The organism is Vibrio sp. TRT 21S02 (assembly GCF_050113675.1).
Lineage (GTDB): Bacteria > Pseudomonadota > Gammaproteobacteria > Enterobacterales > Vibrionaceae > Vibrio.
Map to the genome: position 1 here is coordinate 28,344 of NZ_JBNJOI010000015.1, position 17,674 is coordinate 46,017.

Annotated in this window: 18 protein-coding genes; 8 read left to right on the forward strand and 10 right to left on the reverse strand. The window is 42.2% G+C overall.

Annotated features, from left to right (window positions below; genetic code table 11):
• Window positions 1-91: 91 nt before the first annotated feature.
• From ptsI to cysZ, 4 genes are all read right to left on the reverse strand, one after another.
• Window positions 92-1,816: a phosphoenolpyruvate-protein phosphotransferase PtsI gene (ptsI, locus tag ACQEXU_RS17135; RefSeq protein WP_367988408.1), complete on the reverse strand. Its 1,725-nt coding sequence runs from the start codon at window positions 1,814-1,816 to the stop codon at window positions 92-94.
• Window positions 1,817-1,953: 137 nt separating this feature from the next.
• Window positions 1,954-2,211: an HPr family phosphocarrier protein gene (locus tag ACQEXU_RS17140; RefSeq protein WP_005436894.1), complete on the reverse strand. Its 258-nt coding sequence runs from the start codon at window positions 2,209-2,211 to the stop codon at window positions 1,954-1,956.
• 301 nt (window positions 2,212-2,512) lie between these two features.
• Window positions 2,513-3,481 carry a cysteine synthase A gene (gene cysK, locus ACQEXU_RS17145; protein WP_427011716.1) on the reverse strand — a complete coding sequence of 323 codons (969 nt, stop codon included), beginning with the start codon at window positions 3,479-3,481 and terminating at the stop codon, window positions 2,513-2,515.
• 150 nt (window positions 3,482-3,631) lie between these two features.
• Window positions 3,632-4,378 (reverse strand): sulfate transporter CysZ, encoded by a 747-nt coding sequence (gene cysZ, locus ACQEXU_RS17150; protein ID WP_427011717.1) that lies wholly within the window; start codon window positions 4,376-4,378, stop codon window positions 3,632-3,634.
• A gap of 213 nt (window positions 4,379-4,591) precedes the next feature.
• On the opposite strand from cysZ, the gene zipA reads away from it, so the two are divergent.
• The 4 genes from zipA (at window position 4,592) to ACQEXU_RS17170 (ending at window position 9,956) form a co-directional block, all read left to right on the forward strand.
• Window positions 4,592-5,470: a cell division protein ZipA gene (gene zipA / locus ACQEXU_RS17155; RefSeq protein WP_427011718.1), complete on the forward strand. Its 879-nt coding sequence runs from the start codon at window positions 4,592-4,594 to the stop codon at window positions 5,468-5,470.
• Window positions 5,471-5,601: 131 nt separating this feature from the next.
• Complete coding sequence (gene ligA, locus ACQEXU_RS17160) at window positions 5,602-7,611, forward strand: NAD-dependent DNA ligase LigA (protein WP_427011719.1); 2,010 nt, start codon at window positions 5,602-5,604, stop codon at window positions 7,609-7,611.
• A 521-nt stretch (window positions 7,612-8,132) separates the two neighbouring features.
• Window positions 8,133-9,518 (forward strand): multidrug transporter, encoded by a 1,386-nt coding sequence (locus tag ACQEXU_RS17165; protein WP_427011720.1) that lies wholly within the window; start codon window positions 8,133-8,135, stop codon window positions 9,516-9,518.
• 72 nt (window positions 9,519-9,590) lie between these two features.
• The gene (locus ACQEXU_RS17170; protein ID WP_427011721.1) at window positions 9,591-9,956 is read left to right on the forward strand and encodes a DUF2799 domain-containing protein; all 366 of its coding nucleotides are present in this window, start codon (window positions 9,591-9,593) and stop codon (window positions 9,954-9,956) included.
• 27 nt (window positions 9,957-9,983) lie between these two features.
• Here the strand turns inward: ACQEXU_RS17170 and ACQEXU_RS17175 are convergent, their stop codons facing one another.
• From ACQEXU_RS17175 to ACQEXU_RS17200, 6 genes are all read right to left on the reverse strand, one after another.
• On the reverse strand, window positions 9,984-10,160 hold the full coding sequence (locus ACQEXU_RS17175) for a hypothetical protein (protein ID WP_427011722.1): 177 nt from the start codon (window positions 10,158-10,160) through the stop codon (window positions 9,984-9,986).
• A 335-nt stretch (window positions 10,161-10,495) separates the two neighbouring features.
• Window positions 10,496-10,951, reverse strand: coding sequence for an NfeD family protein (locus tag ACQEXU_RS17180; RefSeq protein ID WP_427011723.1), 456 nt, complete (start codon window positions 10,949-10,951; stop codon window positions 10,496-10,498).
• 9 nt (window positions 10,952-10,960) lie between these two features.
• The gene (locus tag ACQEXU_RS17185) at window positions 10,961-11,884 is read right to left on the reverse strand and encodes an SPFH domain-containing protein (RefSeq protein WP_427011724.1); all 924 of its coding nucleotides are present in this window, start codon (window positions 11,882-11,884) and stop codon (window positions 10,961-10,963) included.
• Between the two features lie 138 nt (window positions 11,885-12,022).
• Window positions 12,023-12,877 (reverse strand): co-chaperone YbbN, encoded by an 855-nt coding sequence (locus ACQEXU_RS17190; RefSeq protein WP_427011725.1) that lies wholly within the window; start codon window positions 12,875-12,877, stop codon window positions 12,023-12,025.
• 307 nt (window positions 12,878-13,184) lie between these two features.
• On the reverse strand, window positions 13,185-14,012 hold the full coding sequence (locus tag ACQEXU_RS17195) for an SDR family oxidoreductase (protein WP_427011726.1): 828 nt from the start codon (window positions 14,010-14,012) through the stop codon (window positions 13,185-13,187).
• A gap of 192 nt (window positions 14,013-14,204) precedes the next feature.
• Complete coding sequence (locus ACQEXU_RS17200; protein WP_427011727.1) at window positions 14,205-15,119, reverse strand: TIGR01777 family oxidoreductase; 915 nt, start codon at window positions 15,117-15,119, stop codon at window positions 14,205-14,207.
• A 240-nt stretch (window positions 15,120-15,359) separates the two neighbouring features.
• Here ACQEXU_RS17200 and ACQEXU_RS17205 point away from each other — a divergent pair, with 240 nt between their 5' ends.
• From ACQEXU_RS17205 to ACQEXU_RS17220, 4 genes are read left to right on the forward strand one after another with little or no spacing between them, the layout of a single operon-like run.
• Window positions 15,360-16,094 carry a DUF1538 family protein gene (locus ACQEXU_RS17205; protein ID WP_367988421.1) on the forward strand — a complete coding sequence of 245 codons (735 nt, stop codon included), beginning with the start codon at window positions 15,360-15,362 and terminating at the stop codon, window positions 16,092-16,094.
• Window positions 16,091-16,888, forward strand: a complete 798-nt coding sequence (locus tag ACQEXU_RS17210; RefSeq protein WP_427011728.1) for a DUF1538 domain-containing protein — start codon at window positions 16,091-16,093, stop codon at window positions 16,886-16,888. The genes ACQEXU_RS17205 and ACQEXU_RS17210 overlap by 4 nt, the downstream gene beginning before the upstream one ends.
• The gene (locus ACQEXU_RS17215; protein ID WP_367988423.1) at window positions 16,878-17,228 is read left to right on the forward strand and encodes a P-II family nitrogen regulator; all 351 of its coding nucleotides are present in this window, start codon (window positions 16,878-16,880) and stop codon (window positions 17,226-17,228) included. The genes ACQEXU_RS17210 and ACQEXU_RS17215 overlap by 11 nt, the downstream gene beginning before the upstream one ends.
• Complete coding sequence (locus ACQEXU_RS17220) at window positions 17,225-17,632, forward strand: CBS domain-containing protein (protein ID WP_427011729.1); 408 nt, start codon at window positions 17,225-17,227, stop codon at window positions 17,630-17,632. The genes ACQEXU_RS17215 and ACQEXU_RS17220 overlap by 4 nt, the downstream gene beginning before the upstream one ends.
• The last annotated feature ends 42 nt before the right edge of the window (window positions 17,633-17,674 follow it).

The window sequence follows — 17,674 nt, forward strand, 5'->3', positions numbered from 1 at the left end:
ACGTTTAGTTTTATTCTTTCGAAATATAGTATACCAATCCAAAGCAATAGACGACTACTTTTAGCCGTCTATATGGACTGGTCTTCGCAGATTATTGTGTTTTTGCTGCAATGAACTTTTCAACAACTGCTTCAATTTCAGCGGCTGTTGGTAGTGATAGTGCTTCTTCAGCCATCGCTTTTACTTCAGCGAAGTTAGAGTTACGAATCACTTTCTTCACTTTAGGGATAGAGATGCCGCTCATTGAGAACTCATCTAGACCCATACCCAGAAGTAGAAGTGTTGCGCGCTCATCGCCCGCTAGCTCACCACACATACCAGTCCACTTACCTTCAGCGTGAGAAGCATCGATAACTTGCTTGATCACTGTTAGTACCGCTGGTGATAGTGGGTTGTATAGGTGAGAAATCATTTCGTTACCACGGTCAACTGCTAGTGTGTACTGAGTTAAATCGTTAGTACCGATAGAGAAGAAAGCAACTTCTTTGGCTAGGTGATGTGCGATAGCAGCAGCTGCTGGTGTTTCAACCATAACACCGATCTCGATGTTTTCGTCAAATGCTAGGCCTTCTGCACGTAGCTCTGCTTTGTACTCTTCGATTGCTTTCTTAAGCTCACGAATTTCTTCAACAGAGATGATCATTGGGAACATTATACGAAGCTTACCGTGTGCCGATGCACGTAGGATGCCGCGTAGCTGGTCACGAAGAATTTCACGACGGTCTAAGCTGATACGTACTGCGCGCCAGCCTAGGAATGGGTTCATCTCTTGTGGAAGATCCATGTAAGGAAGATCTTTATCACCACCGATGTCCATAGTACGGATGATTACTGACTCGCCATTCATTGCTTCAGCAACTTCTTTGTACGCTTGGTACTGTTCTTCTTCAGTAGGAAGTGCATCACGGTCCATGAATAGGAATTCAGTACGGTACAGACCAACGCCTTCACCACCGTTACGGATGATGCCGTCGCAATCTTTAACAGTACCGATGTTACCGCAAACTTCAACGCGGTGACCGTCTAAAGTTTCTGCGTGTAGGTCTTTAAGCTTAGCCAGTTCTTCTTTCTCAGCAACGAATGCCGCTTTTACTGCTTGCGCTTCTTCTAGCTCTGCTTCAGATGGGTTGATAACGATCTTGTTGTTCATCGCATCAAGAATCAGCATGTCGCCGTTCTTCACTTGCTTAGTGATGTCGTTAGTACCAACGATAGCAGGAAGTTCAAGTGAACGAGCCATGATTGAAGTGTGAGAGGTACGACCGCCGATGTCACAAGCAAAACCAAGAACGTAGTCTAGGTTGATCTGTGCAGTTTCAGATGGCGTTAGGTCGTAAGCCACTAGGATAACTTCTTCATTGATATCGCTTAGAGAAACAATGTTGATGCCTAGTGCATTTTTAACGAAACGTGTACCGATATCGCGGATATCTGTTGCACGCTCCTTTAGGTATTCGTCGTCTAGAGACTCTAGAGCAGATGCTTGTTCTTCGATAACAGTGTAAATCGCGTTATCAGCGTGCATCTTGTCTTTTTTGATTAGTGCTAGGATTTCTTCCTCTAGCTCTTCATCTTCAAGAAGCATGATGTGACCTTCGAAGATGGCTTCTTTTTCTTCGCCAAAGGTCTCTAGTGCTTTCTGCTTGACAGTTTCCAATTGAGCTGAAGATTTGTCACGAGCTTCAAAGAAACGCGCAACTTCAGCTTCAACTTGATCGTCTGAGATAGTGTTTGTGTTTAGGACAATTTCATCTTCTTGAAGTAGTAGTGCTTTACCAATAGCAATACCAGGAGATGCTAGGATGCCTGAAATCATAGCCTTACCTTAAATTGGTCAACTTTAAAACGGGAGATTAAATGGATGCGCTAACGATAATTTTTAGCTTAAATTTGGGCCTATTTCCAACAAAGCCATTTTGTTTTCACAAAATGGCTTTGAAATAGGAGACCGGATTAGTGTAGTTGATCCATTAGAGCAACTAGGTGGTCTACAGCTTGTTGAGCTTGTGGGCCCTCAGCTGAGATAGTAACTAGTGTACCTTTTACTAGGCCAAGAGTTTGTAGTTTGAACAGGCTCTTCGCGCTAGCGCTTTTGCCATTAGAAGTCACAGTGATGTCCGCGTCGAATGCTTTAGCTTCTTTTACGAACTGTGCAGCTGGACGAGTGTGAAGACCGTTTTCTGCAGTGATTTCTACTTGCTTCTCGTACATGTTATATACCCCAATTGATTTATATTTTGACAGATTCTTAACCAGAACTAGCTTAACCGCTAATACGTGTTTCTGCTAGCAGAGTAACGTTGATCGCGTGTCATAACTGATACAGGTTATTAATTTACAACTGCGATTTCAATCTATGTTGTCTTTCGCCGCTGCGTAAAATCCTGATTCTCACTTCTTTATTTTGAAGCGAAAAATAAAACTGTGTTGATATTACCAAAGGTGGGGCAGGGATCAACAAAAAAGCCCCTAAATGGGGCTTTTTTGGACGAAAAATTGATTTGACCACATATTACTGTTGGTTCTCTTTTTCAGTAAAGATACCTGCAAATAGCGCGGTGCTGAGGTAACGTTCACCTGAGCTTGGAAGTACAGTGACAATGGTTTTTCCTTCAAATTCAGGTAGTTCAGCAATTCGGTTTGCAGCCACCACAGCAGCACCTGATGAAATACCAGCTAGAATGCCTTCCTCTTCCATTAGGCGGCGAGCCATCTCGATAGCCTCTTCAGAAGTAACGGCTTCAACACGGTCAAGTAGCTCTAAATCGAGGTTGCTAGGGATGAAACCAGCGCCAATACCTTGGATCTTGTGTGGTGCAGGTTGGATTTCATCGCCAGCAAGCGCTTGTGCAATCACTGGTGATTCTGCTGGTTCTACCGCTACTGAAACAATATTTTTGCCTTTTTCGCCCTTAATGTAACGACTTGTACCTGTGATAGTGCCGCCAGTACCAACGCCTGCGACGAATACATCGATTTCGCCATCAGTGGCATCCCAAATTTCTGGACCAGTGGTCTTTTCGTGAATTTCTGGGTTAGCAGGGTTGTTGAACTGTTGTAGAAGAAGGTATTTCTTAGGATTGCTAGCTACAATTTCTTCTGCTTTTGCAATTGCACCTTTCATACCTTTCGCCGCTTCTGTTAACTCTAGATTTGCACCTAGTGCTTTAAGAAGCTTACGACGCTCAAGGCTCATAGATTCTGGCATAGTCAGTGTGAGCTTATAACCACGAGCGGCTGCTACGAATGCAAGTGCGATACCTGTATTACCACTGGTTGGCTCAACTAGTTCAACACCAGCTTTTAGTGTGCCTGCTTTTTCTGCTTCCCAAATCATGTTGGCGCCGATACGGCATTTAACACTGAAGCTTGGGTTACGCGCTTCTATTTTGGCTAAAACTTTGCCCTTGCTTACTTTATTTAGGCGAACTAGAGGTGTATTACCGATGGTAAGTGAGTTGTCTTCGTAGATCTTGCTCATAGTGATGTTCCTTCATTACACGTTTTGTGAATACGAATAGAAGAATATTAGCTGATAAAAAAAGGGAAAAGGATTAAAAAGTTATATCTTATTAGAGGAAAGTGCTAAATGCGGTTAGCCTCTCTTATTGTGAGCTAACCGCATCCGATGTTAGCGCTGGTGTTGCTTAAATTCTGCTACCCACATTGCCGTTGCCCCACATACGGCAACTGGCATCACAAATAGGTTGAGAATTGGGATTGTGGTGAAAATAGAAACCAAGGCACCGAAAGAATAAGCTTTCCCTTGTTTTTGTTTCAAATTGTTTCTCATTTCGTTAAAGCCGATCTTATGGTTGTCGAAAGGATAGTCACAGTATTGAATCGCAAGTATCCATGCGGTAAAGGCAAACCATAAGAATGGTCCAAGTGTTTGACCTAGTGCAGGGATCAACAACAAGATAAAGAGCCCTATGGCTTTAGGAAGAACATAAACCAGTTTGCGCCATTCTCTACCTAAGATGCGAGGTGTATCTTTTAGGATATCCAGCAAACCATCATCATTAATTGAACGGCCTGTTAGTTTTATTTCTACCTTTTCAGCGAGCAGCCCATTAAAAGGAGCGGCTATAAAATTAGCCAACGTGCTAAAGAAGTATGAAAATGTCGCAAGAATAGTCAATACCAATAAAGGCCACAGCACATAACTGAGCCAAGACAGAAACTCGGGAATTTGACCAATGAGCTGCTCAATCCATCCGTTTAGGTGTGAAAAAAGGTAAAAGAGCGCTCCACCAACCAATACGATATTAGTTAGCAGTGGCATCATAACAAACCGGCGAATGCCCGGTGAAAGAGCGAGTTCGATGCCTTGGAAGAAATAACCAAACCCCGAACGTCGGTAAACGGATGTATTCATATTGCTAAATCTATGTGTGAATTTGGGTTGATTTCTATCTTACAAGAAAAAAAGCGTGTTCAAAATCACAACATACTAGGAACTTCTAACATTAAGTTGTTCTAATTACGTACTTAGTTTTGGTAAAGTAACTTAATCGTCGGCTAAACAAGTTCACTTATTAACAGCTGAAGTTTTGCCATTACATCATATTTGAGCAACTGAGAGCATAAAATGCAGGAATTGCGATTCGTACTCATCATCGTTGGTGCATTAGCTATTGCAGCACTGCTATTCCATGGACTATGGACAAGCAAAAAAGAAGGAAAAGCCAAGTTTGGTGATAAACCACTCGGAAAGCTAAATTCCGAAAGTGAAGGTGAGCAAGACAGTGCGCCCGAACGTAGTTTCGCACCAGAAGATGATTTCGAAATCATTCGTAAAGAGCGAAAAGAGCCGGAATTTGTCGCAAACCATGATCCTCTGGATCCATTGGCTGACAATTATCAAGAAGAAGCAGAGTCATCAGAGAAAGAACTGTCGGTTTCAGTCAGCGATGAAAAAGAAGAAATCCCTTCGATTGAAGCGAGTCGTGATGAAGATGTCTTTGCTGAGCCAATAGAAACACCTGTGGCGAGCAAGACTGTTTCAGCAGAGCCTGAAGAAGTGAGTGAGCCGGAATCAGAACCTCAAATGGACGTCATCGTACTTAATGTACATTGCTCTGGTGAAGATGCATTTGTCGGTACTAAGCTATTTGATAGTATGCAACAAAATGGCTTGCTCTATGGTGAAATGGACATCTTCCACCGTCATGCAGATATGTCTGGAACGGGTAAAATCTTATTCAGCGTGGCTAATATGATGCAGCCGGGGACACTCAAACATGATGATCCTGCTGATTTTACAACCAAAGGCATTTCCTTCTTCATGACGTTGCCTTGTTTCGGTGACCCAGAACAAAACTTTAAGTTAATGCTAAAAACCGCCCAGCAAATTGCAGATGATATGGGGGCGAATGTTTTGGATGATGCCCGTAACCTGATGACTCCAAACCGTCTTGATGCATACCGAGCTCAAATTCAAAAATTTAAGGCGGCGCAGAAAGCCTAAATCACAAACTCGAAAAATAGGCTCCTTTTAAAGGAGCCTATTTGTTATTTGAGGCTGGCTATTGCGGATAAGCGCCCAGCTGTTCATACTCTTCCAAATAAGCTAGATAGATCAATTTTTCAGAGCTACTCATGTCGATAGAAATTCAAAACAAACTACACCAACTTCGTGAAACGTTGCACTACCACGCAGTGCGTTACTATGTTGAAGACAGCCCAGAAATTCCCGATAGCGAATATGACCGTTTAATGCGCGAGCTATTGGATATTGAAGCTGAGTATCCTGAGCTAGTGACGATTGATTCGCCAAGTCAGCGCGTGGGTGGAAAACCTCTCGATGGGTTTGACTCTGTGACCCACGAAATCCCAATGCTATCACTAGATAATGCGTTTAATGACGAAGAGTTAGATAGTTTTCAAAAGCGGATGGTTGATCGTCTCACAGGGACCTCTGTAGGGCAGTTTTGCTGTGAGCCAAAGTTGGATGGTTTAGCTGTCAGTCTGTTATATGAAAACGGCGTATTAGTTCAGGCCGCTACGCGTGGTGACGGTGCAACTGGGGAAAATATTACTGAAAACGTAAGAACTATAAGTGCAATACCATTGAAACTCCAAGGTGAGGGCTGGCCTGAAAGGCTTGAAGTCCGTGGTGAAGTCTTTATGCCACTCGCGGGTTTTGAGCGCTTAAATGAACAAGCCCTTAAAAAAGGTGAGAAAGTCTTTGTGAACCCACGCAATGCAGCTGCCGGCAGCCTACGTCAGCTAGACTCGCGTATTACAGCGACACGCCCTCTGAGTTTCTACGCGTACAGTGTTGGTGTTGTAGAAGGTGTAACCTTGTCTTCAAGCCATTATGAGCGATTCCTTCAGTTGAAAAACTGGGGACTGCCTATGTGTCCAGAAACAAAGCGTGTCGAATCGCTTGATGACGTTAAAGCGTATTATCAAGATATCTTAGAACGTCGAAGTGAATTAGCTTATGAAATCGATGGTGTCGTTATTAAGGTTGATGATATCGCTAATCAGGAGCTATTGGGCTTTGTGGCACGAGCACCTCGTTGGGCTATTGCTTATAAATTCCCGGCTCAAGAAGAGCTAACTATATTAAACGATGTAGAGTTTCAAGTTGGTCGTACAGGGGCAATTACTCCTGTGGCAAAACTAGAACCAGTGTTTGTTGGTGGTGTCACAGTCAGCAACGCGACACTTCACAATGCCGATGAGATAGAGCGGCTTGGTGTCATGGTTGGTGATTGTGTGGTGATTCGTCGTGCTGGTGATGTGATCCCGCAGATTGTTTCTGTCGTGAAGGAGCGTCGTCCAGAGACTGCAAAATCAATAGTTTTTCCGACCCAATGTCCGGTTTGTTCATCACTGATCGAGCGTGTTGAAGGGGAAGCCGTTGCTCGCTGCTCAGGTGGTTTGGTTTGTCAGGCTCAACGTAAAGAAGCTCTGAAGCATTTTGTATCACGTAAAGCGTTGGATGTAGATGGATTAGGGGAGAAGGTTGTTGAGCAGTTAGTTGACCGAGAAATGGTTAAGACCCCTGCTGATTTATTCAAACTCTCTGCTGGTGTTATTACGGTACTAGATCGTATGGGACCAAAGTCTGCTCAGAATGTCGTGAATGCGTTAAATAAAGCCAAAGAAACCACATTGCCACGTTTTTTATACTCGCTTGGAATCCGTGAAGTTGGAGAGGCAACAGCAGCAAACTTAGCGCATCACTTCAAAACGCTTGATGCCGTTAAGTCAGCGACTCATGAGCAGCTAATTACTGTTCAAGATATTGGTGAAATAGTTGCAAGTCATATCACTGCATTTTTTGCTCAAGAGAGTAATCAATGTGTGATTGATGATTTGCTTGAGCAGGGAATCCATTGGCCTTGTATTGAAGATAAATCTGATGATGCACCGCAGCCATTAGCTGGAAAAACAGTGGTTTTAACTGGGTCATTATCGAAACTATCTCGAACTGATGCTAAAGCTGCCCTACAAAATTTAGGGGCGAAAGTAACAGGTAGCGTTTCTAAGAAAACGGATATCTTATTTGCTGGTGAAAATGCCGGCTCAAAGTTAGCAAAAGCTCAAGAATTAGGTATTGAAATCCGTACTGAAGATGATTTAGTCGCTTTGCTATAAAAAAACTTCTAAATATCGTTAATAAAAAATAATAAAACCCCGATATCGTAAGGTATTGGGGTTTTATTTTTGAGAAAAATAAAGTGTCACAAATTTAACTATTAAAGGGAATTACTAGTTTCAGTGACTCTGATCTCTAATTTAAACAATCGATTGCATTGAAAGGTTAAATGCGACCCGGTTCAATATTATCGTGGATGTTCATTTTTTAAGTTATTGTTTTTAATGTTATTTAGCTTAACTCTGCCAAGTTCAGTAGATAAATAAGATCTTGATCACTAACTTGATAAAAATTTGTAGCAGCTCATATTTTTTTATTTAGAAATTAAGTTCTCATTGATGTTTTTTGATGCAAAGTTAGTCTAATACCCATGGATACACGGTGTGTATGCAGGAAATAGAAAGTCGAAAATTAAATGACTAATTGAGATTTTCAACATAGGAAATGCGTTCTCCCTTCGGCGGCCAACTAAAGGCGAGAAACAAATAAAACAGCTATATCCATTTTTAGGAGTTTTTCCATGGACAAATTTTTTAAAGTATCTGCTCTGACTGCAGCGATGGTAGGTGCTCTAGCTGCTTCTCCGGTCATGGCTCAAGATCCAGTTGGTCCTGAGTATGCAAGTGAAGTATCTGAGTTTTTTTCAGAGTCTACTATTAGCGGTAACCTAAACTTCTTCATGCGTTCGCGTGACCGTGCTGGTAAAGACGCAGATGGAAACGATACAGAAAAAGTAGCAAACCTAGATCATGGTTCGATCTTCGCTAACCTAGGTTTCCATTCTGGTTATGTTGCTAACACTGTCGGCCTAGATGTTGTGATTTACAGCACTTTCGATATGTGGAATAACGCTTCATTTGAACATGAGATGAACTTCTTTGATTGTGACTCAGTATATGGAGCTGGTGACTCTTGTGACTCATTCGAAACTGACAATGGTGTTTCTTTTGCAACAGCTGCCCTTAAATTTAAATTAGCGGATGTTGGTACAGCAAAACTAGGCTACTTCCAGCCTTCAGTACCGTCTAGCTTAGGAGTTAACTGGTCTTTTGCTCCAGGTTCGTACCGTGGTGCTGAAATTGGTGCTAGCTTTGGTGGTCTATCTCTAGGTGCTGTTTATGCGGACGAATATAAGGCGCCATGGATTAAGGAAACTTATGAGTTTAATCAAGGCACATTCTGGGGTGGTGCAGGTGAAGATGCAGGTGATGTTTACTCTTTAGGTGCTCGTTATGCATTCGACAATGGTCTATCTCTTGATGTAGCTTATGGTGGTCTAACTAAAGGCGATCGTAAAAATGCACACGTTAAATTAAAAGGCACAACTGATGGCGGCTTATACTGGTCTCCTCAGTTATACGTTGTTGATGATGATAACCAATATGACAGCACTGCATTCCAGTTAGCAATGTTGACATCTCAATCTGTTGGTCAATATAGCTTCCGTGCAGAAGCTACATACACATCAGCTGATTCAGATGAGACGCGTGGTCAAGTTGGCAATATGGCATATCGCCTAACTGAGCAATACGGTGGCTCAAATGGTGCATATGAAGTATGGTGGAATAACCGTTCTGACTTTAACCATGATGGTGAGTATGCGTTCTTCCTATCTGCAGCACGTGATTTCTCAGACATCGGTGGCAATGGCTTTAGCGCAGGTGTTAGTGGTGCATATGGTGCTGGAGCAAAAGCAGAAGGCTTTAAAGAGCTTACAGAATATGCATATAGCTTCTTTGCAAACTACGCTATCCAAGGTGGTGCACTGAAAGATGCTAACATTAGCTTCTACTACACTAACTTCTACAATGATACTGATGCAGGGGATTGGGGTGCTTACTCTAATGCATTCAATGATGAGACAGATTTCAAGTTGATGCTAACTATCCCATTTGCAGTTAAGTAACTGACAAAGATTATCCAATTAAAATTGGGCAGTTTTTACTGCCCAATTTTTTTGTTTAACGGAAGGCAGAAAGTGAATTTTAAGTTCCTGATTAAATTATTTGTCACTTTTATTGTAGGATGCAGTTCTTCGCCTACGACATATAAGCAGGTATGGTACAAAGAAGGTTATCGAGTAGGGAAAGCTGGATATCAAGAAAACAATAGGATTACAAATAACTTAAAAAATAAACTTGGTAATTTTGATGAATTATCATACTCATCAGGGTTTTACGATGGAAGGAAAGTTTTTTGTAAACCTGAATATGCCTTCTCAAGGGGTATATCTGGAGCAAAATATAACGGGCAATGCGAAGGCCATAAAAATGAAGTAATGATAAAAGCTGACTGGGAACGAGGATGGCAAGCATTCATATCACAGAGCTTTTACCATTTCTAATTTGAGTACCTTAAATTGCACAATGGATTATTTGTGTTTACCACCATGTAATTTGCATAGTTCTCTTGGCATAACTTGTGTCTTACCGCTATCAAATGAGCATTGCACTCCTGCCCCAAATACTTTACCCGCATTTTGATTTGCACTCACACTTAGTGGAATAGCGAACAATATTACAATAATTAAAGATGTTAGATATTTCATAATTAGCACACCCTAGTATTCGTTTCATCTCTTATTGAGACGTAACATTAGTATGTGACCAATTTGGTAAAGATCAAAAAAAAATAGTACTTTTAAAATTTGCGTATAAAAATAAGTAGGTAAATATACAAAGCTTGATCAGTAAGGCATTGAATCTATCTATAGACTTGTTCGATATTTATAATCGAGATGATGGTCTGAAGAGGATCTCGGTTACTTAATTCTAGAACCTAAGTATTTATCTATTTGAAAAAGATTAAGTTGTACAGTATGACGTGTAGAATCAGGATGTGAAGGAGGGATATAAGCACTTTCCCTCCTTATTATTTTGATATTTATTTTTTATATTGCTCTATTTTTAATACGATCCCTTCCACATCTATAACCTTTATTGTGCTGTGCGCAGCGATCTCTTTCTCAGAAACAGCAGACCAAGTCGTATCTCCCACCTTTATGCGATTTGTACCGATAGTAATATCGTGCTCGACAGTGATGATCTTTCCTATTAGTTGCTTGTGTTTTTGATTTAGCGTCCGATTATCATCACTTTGTTTGTCTGATTGGCTTTGCTTTCGCCACCATAACCAAGTGGTAATAAGGGAAAATGTAGCAAAACTTACCCATTGCAACTGCCAGCTAATGGGTAAGACGGTTAAGAGTAAACCGACAAGTATTGCTGAGATTCCTAACCATAATAAATAGCCAGCGGTCCCTAATAACTCACTGGCTAACAATATTAAACCGAATGCTAGCCAATGCCAGTAGTTGAGTGAATTGAGTAGCTCTATCAAAGTGGATCCTTACGATTTACCAGAAGGTTGGTGTTTAAACATTTCTGCAATACCTGCCACAGAGCCCATGAGACCAGATGCTTCTAAAGGTAGCATGATGATTTTCCCATTTTCAGCTTGTCCAATAGTCTTGAGCGCTTCAGTATACCCTTGGGCGATAAAGTAGTTTACTGCCTGCATGTCGCCTTTCGCGATGGCTTCCGATACCATGGTGGTGGCTTTCGCTTCTGCTTCCGCTGCTCGTTCACGAGCTTCGGCTTGGAGAATTGCAGCTTGTTTATCACCTTCCGCTTTCAGTATTTCAGACTGTTTGTGACCTTCGGCTTTTAGAATTTCCGCTTGGCGTATCCCCTCTGCTTCTAGCACTTCAGCACGTTTATTACGTTCTGCTTTCATTTGCGCATTCATCGCTGCAGTTAGATCTGCGGGTGGTTGAACATCCTTAATCTCGATACGAGTGACTTTAACACCCCAAGGGTTGGTTGCTTCATCGACAATGGACAGCAATTTAGTGTTGATCATATCTCGCTGGCTGAGCATTTCATCGAGTTCCATTGAGCCCAAAACCGTTCGAATATTGGTCAGTGTTAGATTGCGAATCGCATGCTCAAGATCATTTACTTCATATGCGGCTTGAGCGGCATCAATGACTTGTACAAAACAAACAGCATCAATGGTGACATTTGCATTATCTTTTGAAATGACTTCTTGAGCGGGGATATCCAGGACTCGCTCCATCATATTGATTTTAAGGCCAATACGATCGATGAAAGGAATGATTAGGTTGAGGCCCGGTTTTAAAGTATGGGTGTAACGACCAAAACGTTCTACAGTCCAATTGTTGCCTTGGGGAACGGTTTTAATTCCTGCAATTACTACTGCAATTGCCACAAAAACTAAGACACCTATGGTGATCAGCGAGTCAATAGCCATGACGATATGTCCTTATTTAATTTATTTATATCAATTGGTTAATTAAGACACATCTTAGGTAACAAAACTGGGAGCAGACAGAAAATTTGGACAAAATATAAGCCGGTTAACCGGCTTATATTTGTATATGTAGAGATGTTAATACAACAAGGAATAGAGCTGTCGACGGTAACTTGCCGCTATTGGGTTACCTTGCCCGAGTGCAGAAAGGATATCCATAAAGGCTTTTTTTACATCCCCTTCTTGTGCATTAAGATCGGTTTTCAAAAAGCGCCACAGCAGCTCTAGAGCGTCTTCGTCACGTTTTACACTATGGTAATTTAATGCCAGTTCAAGGGCTATTTGAACGTCATTCGGGGTTGCAGTAAGAGCTTGTTCGAGCGATTGGATCTCAGGGCTATCAGCAGCTTGTTTATGAAGTTCTAGCTTTGCAATGAGACCTTTATAATAATTATCTTGATACTCAAGAGGAATATGTTTTAAAAGCGTTTCTGCATTATCGAATTGCATTGTTTCCAAATAACAATCAGCAAGGGCCAGTTTTACTTCTGCTTTGTCTTTAAGCGTTTGAGGCAAACCTTCAAGTTGTGTTAGTGCTTGTTGATGGTTGCCTTGCTGTATTTGTGATAATGCTTCGTTCAGGGTTAACTCATCTTGGCTCGGCAAATGCTTAGCAAGCATTTCCTTGATTGCATCAAGTGACTGCGGTCCACCTAAACCATCAACGGGTTGACCATTTACAAATAACGCAATCGTCGGCAAGGCTTGTACGCCAAATTGTGCCGCTATCATCTGTTCTTGTTCGCAATTCAGAAGCGCTAAGATAAAAGGCCCATTAAATTGTTGAGCGAGCATTTGTAGCTCTGGAATGATTTGCGTGCTTTCTTGACTCATTGATGCCCAAAAATGAATGAGCACAGGGGTCTGCATTGATCCTTCCAACACTTGACGGAAGTTTTGTTCGTTTAACTCGACAATAAATGGTGACTGCATTGAGTTATTCCTTGAAATTAGAAGCCGTTAGTATGAGAGGTATGGGCAGAGAGAGCAAAATTCAAGGCAGAAAGAATAAAGCCACTGCATCGCAGTGGCTTTTGGTGGTGCAAGCAAAGGTGTGTCTAAATCATAAATAATATTGTCAGCGCAACACCTACACTAAGCCAGTTCAACTGATTTAACGTCATGTGTGTTTCCAATGTAACGCTTAAAACCGGGATAATTAGCAATCTAACTATCGGAAGTTTCTAGAGTCGGTTAATTTATCATCAATATGTTACGAAAAAATGACAGTTGCGCCTCTTTATGCCGCTTTGTAGAGAATTTTGTCCAATAGGCGCGTTGGTAATAAGCGTTTAAGTACGGCAAATACTTTTGTTGGCGTTGTTACACGATAGCGAATCTTTGGACGTTTCGCTTCTAGCGCATGAATAACAGGCATGACGCATGATGATGCTGGCAGTACAAAGGCGTTATTTGACTCTTCTTTTGCCAATCGTTGTATCTGAAGTTGGTACTCATGACGATGTACACTGTTTTCCATATTTATCCAGTGTTTAAAAGCGGATAACGCGTTGGCACGAAATTGAGTTTCGATGGGGCCGGGTTCGAGTAAGCTAATGTGAATATTGCTGCCTTGAAGCTCCAATCTGAGTGTGTCAGTCCAGCCTTCTAATGCAAACTTAGAAGCATTGTATGCGCCGCGATATTTCATTGCTGCAAAGCCTAACACAGAGCTGTTTTGGATAATTCGTCCTTCCCCCTGTTTACGCATGACAGGGAGAAGCTCGCACACTAGCTGATGCCAGCCAAAAAAATTTGTTTCAAACTGATTTCTTAATGCGGTGGTAGGAAGGTCTTCGATCGCTCCCGGTTGTCCATAGGCCCCGTTGTTAAATAGTCCATAGAGCTTGCCTTGCGTTATTGATAGTGTTTCTTGAACCGCTTGTGAGATGCTTGTTGTATCGTTTAGGTCGAGCTGGAGGCAAGTTAAACCTTCTTCGCGCAGGCGCTGAACATCTTCTGGTTTACGGCATGAGGCAATGACTTGATATCCTCGTTGTTGTAGATCATGCGCGCAGCGATAACCAATACCGCTCGAACAGCCTGTGATAAGAATGGCTTTTTCCATATATTCCTAAATAACCTCAGATGCTTGAATTACCTAAAAGACGTTGAGACTAAGATGGCAGATATTCCCATTACGCGTCAAATAACCTTTGGTAACACCTTATCTTTCTAATCTTTTATTCAGATTAAGTGGGTGTTTTGCGCTATTTGTTGGCAGTTAACAAAATTAAAGAGTGATGCACTGGGTAGTGAATCATTGATGATGTTGTAATAGGTTTTTCAGTGCAGGCTCAAGTCGAGAGTAACTAAAGTGAAAACCTAGCTCTGTCAGCTTCTTTGGTTTGGCTCGTATACTATCGAATAATAGCTGTGAGCTTTCGCCCATGGCGAGTTTTAGCAACCACTTTGGTGTCATCAACATATGTGGGCGCTTTAATGTTTTTGCCAATGTTTTACTGAATTCTTTATTGGTGACAGGGTGGGGGGCGCAAAGATTAAATTCACCGTGTGCGTGTTCAGTTTTGAGTAGATAGACGATGCTCCTAACCATATCGAGCATATGGATCCACGGCATATATTGCTTACCTTTACCAATGGTACCGCCGACCCCAAACTTATACGGCGGAAGCATTTTTTTTAGTGCCCCACCTCTTGGGTCAAGCACTATCCCAGTTCGAAGGATGCAGACTCGGGTTTGCTCTGAACGAGCACGATTAGCAATGCTTTCCCATTCCTTGCAAACATGATGAGGGAATCCTGAATGATGAACATGTAAGCTTTCATCGAATGGGTGATCTTGTTGATCGCCATAGTAACCGACGGCTGAACCACTGATAAATACTGCTGGTGGGGTTGTGCTCGCGTGGATAAGTTCGACGAGTTTTTCTGTGATTTTCCATCGGCTTTGGCAAATTTCGTGCTTTTGCTCCTTGTGCCAACGCTTATCTGCGATAGGTTCGCCCGCCAAGTTGATCACAGCGTCAAAATCGTTGAGATCGTGTAGATGTTCAAGTGAGGAAATATAAGAGACATTACCTAAATCGGCGTGGCTAAGCGTATTTTTGGCCTTGCCGGGTTCTCGTGTCAGTAGTACCACGTCGTCCATAGTGAACTGCTTTAACAATTCACGTCCGATGAAGCCTGTACCACCCGTCAGTAATATTTTCATATCTCCTCCTCATATCTTATTAATTATATACCGAATTTTTTGGAAATTATTCTCACAAGGACTTTCATGAGTGTATATACGAAGTTCAAGGTATTGAGAGCTATTATTATTGATATTTAGTCATTCATAATGTCACATTTTTTACAATTTGTTACGTATTGTTAGCGAGACAGAACGAGTATCACACTAAATAACACCATGATTTGCCATAGTAAAAATGAAACCTAATGGGGAGAATGAATGGACGCGATCACGGCTCTCTTTAAAGCGCTGGGTAATAGTTTGAGAGATCTATTACCTATCATTTTAGTTATTGCTTTTTTCCAGCTCGTCGTACTTCAAGAGCCGCTACCCAACTTACTCTCTATTTTATTTGGGTTGTTTTTGGTTGTGCTTGGACTGACCTTCTTTATTTTTGGCTTGGAGATGGGGTTATTTCCTATCGGCGAAACTATGGCGCAGGCTTTTGCTCGTAAAGGGAGTGTTTTTTGGTTGCTCTTGTTCGCCTTTTGCCTTGGTTTTGGCACCACGGTTGCTGAGCCCGCTTTAACAGCCGTTGCCGCAGAAGCCGCAGAAGTTGCTGCGGAAGGTGGAATGATCCCTCACCATGAACAGAGTATGGATGATTATGCGAATGGGCTTCGCTACACCGTTGCTTTGTCTGTTGGTGTGGCGATTCTTCTTGGGGTATTAAGAATACTAAAAGGCTGGCCAATCCAATACATGATTATTGGCGGCTATATTGGTGTTGTTGTGCTGACCACATTTGCGCCCGAAAGTATCATTGGCATTGCATACGATTCTGGTGGTGTGACAACGTCGACGATAACGGTTCCATTAGTCACTGCCTTAGGTGTCGGTTTGGCATCGGCGATCAAAGGCCGTAACCCTATGATTGATGGCTTTGGTTTGATTGCGTTTGCTTCGTTACTGCCAATGATGTTCGTGATGGTGTACGGCATGGTGGTGGCATGATTGGGATTTCCGATTTTACTGACACACTGCTCGGCACCATTGGTGACGTACTGCCAATAGCCAGTATTATCTTTGGCTTTCAATTTGTTGTTCTACGGCGCCCTGTTGCAAACCTGCCCAAGGTTTTACTCGGCTTTGTTTATGTCATTGTTGGCTTATCCCTTTTCTTATTAGGTTTAGAATTGGCATTATTTCCTTTAGGGGAAACCATGGCTAAGCAGTTAACCGCTCCCGACTTCCTCATCAAATATCGTTTTGACTCCCACCAAACGCTGAATTGGGCAGACTATTACTGGGTCTATTTGTTTGCATTTTGCATCGGTTTTAGTACCACGATTGCAGAGCCCTCATTGATAGCTGTTGCAATAAAAGCGAACCAAGTTTCAGGGGGAAGTATTAGTGTTAATGGGCTTAGAATTGCTGTTGCGCTCGGCGTTGCTGTCGGAATTGCTCTAGGGAGCTATCGGATTGTTGTGGGCGATCCTATCCATTATTACATCATCGCTGGGTATATCATTGTGGTGATACAAACCTTCTATGCTCCTTCGTTGATTGTGCCACTGGCTTATGATTCAGGTGGTGTGACAACATCCACGGTGACGGTTCCACTCGTTGCTGCCTTGGGGTTAGGGCTTGCATCCACGGTTCCGGGGCGTAACCCCATGATCGATGGTTTCGGTTTGATTGCATTTGCCAGTCTATTCCCAATGATTTCCGTGATGGGGTATGCCCAGATTACTCAATGGTTAAATAAGCATTCACAGCCTGAAAAGGAGGATGAAAATGCGCTTTAAACTGATATTGGCATTCGTTGAAGATACGAAAACGGATGTCGTGCTTGATGCAGCTAGAAATGCAGGCGCAACGGGCGCAACGGTAATTAATAATGCGCGTGGGGAAGGGTTAAACAAAAAGCGAACGTTTTTTGGGTTAACTTTGGATGTACAAAAAGATGTGTTGTTGTTTGTCGTAGAAGAGCATCTCTCACGCCATATTCTGGAGACGATCAGTGATGTTGGTGAGTTTGACCAAGAATCCGGTCAAGGCATCGCGATTCAGATTGATATTGAAGATGCTGTCGGAGTGGCACATCAGGTAGAGAAATTGACCAAAGTGGTTGAGGACGAGTTATGAGTAATCATGAAATAATTCAAGTCAGGGACGTGATGGCCAATACCTATGTTGTGATTGATGGCCTGACCACAGTTCATGAAGGCATTGAGTTAGCAAAGGAACACGGTGTAAAAGCGTTGGTGGTTAATAAGCGTCACGATGGTGATGAATACGGTTTGGTATTGATGAATGACATTGCTAAAAAAGTACTGGCACAGAACCGTTCTCCTAAGCGCACCAATATCTATGAAATCATGACCAAGCCAGCACTTGCTGTTAACCCTGACATGAACGTTAAGTATTGTGCGCGACTATTTGAGCGATTTGGGATTAGCCGAGCTCCCGTGATTGAGAATGGAAAAATCATTGGTATGGTCAGTTATAATAATATCGTTATTAATGGTATGGCTCGGGATGACGATTAACGTGTAAAGCCGTAAAATACGCTCAAATATGTTGAGGAGAAG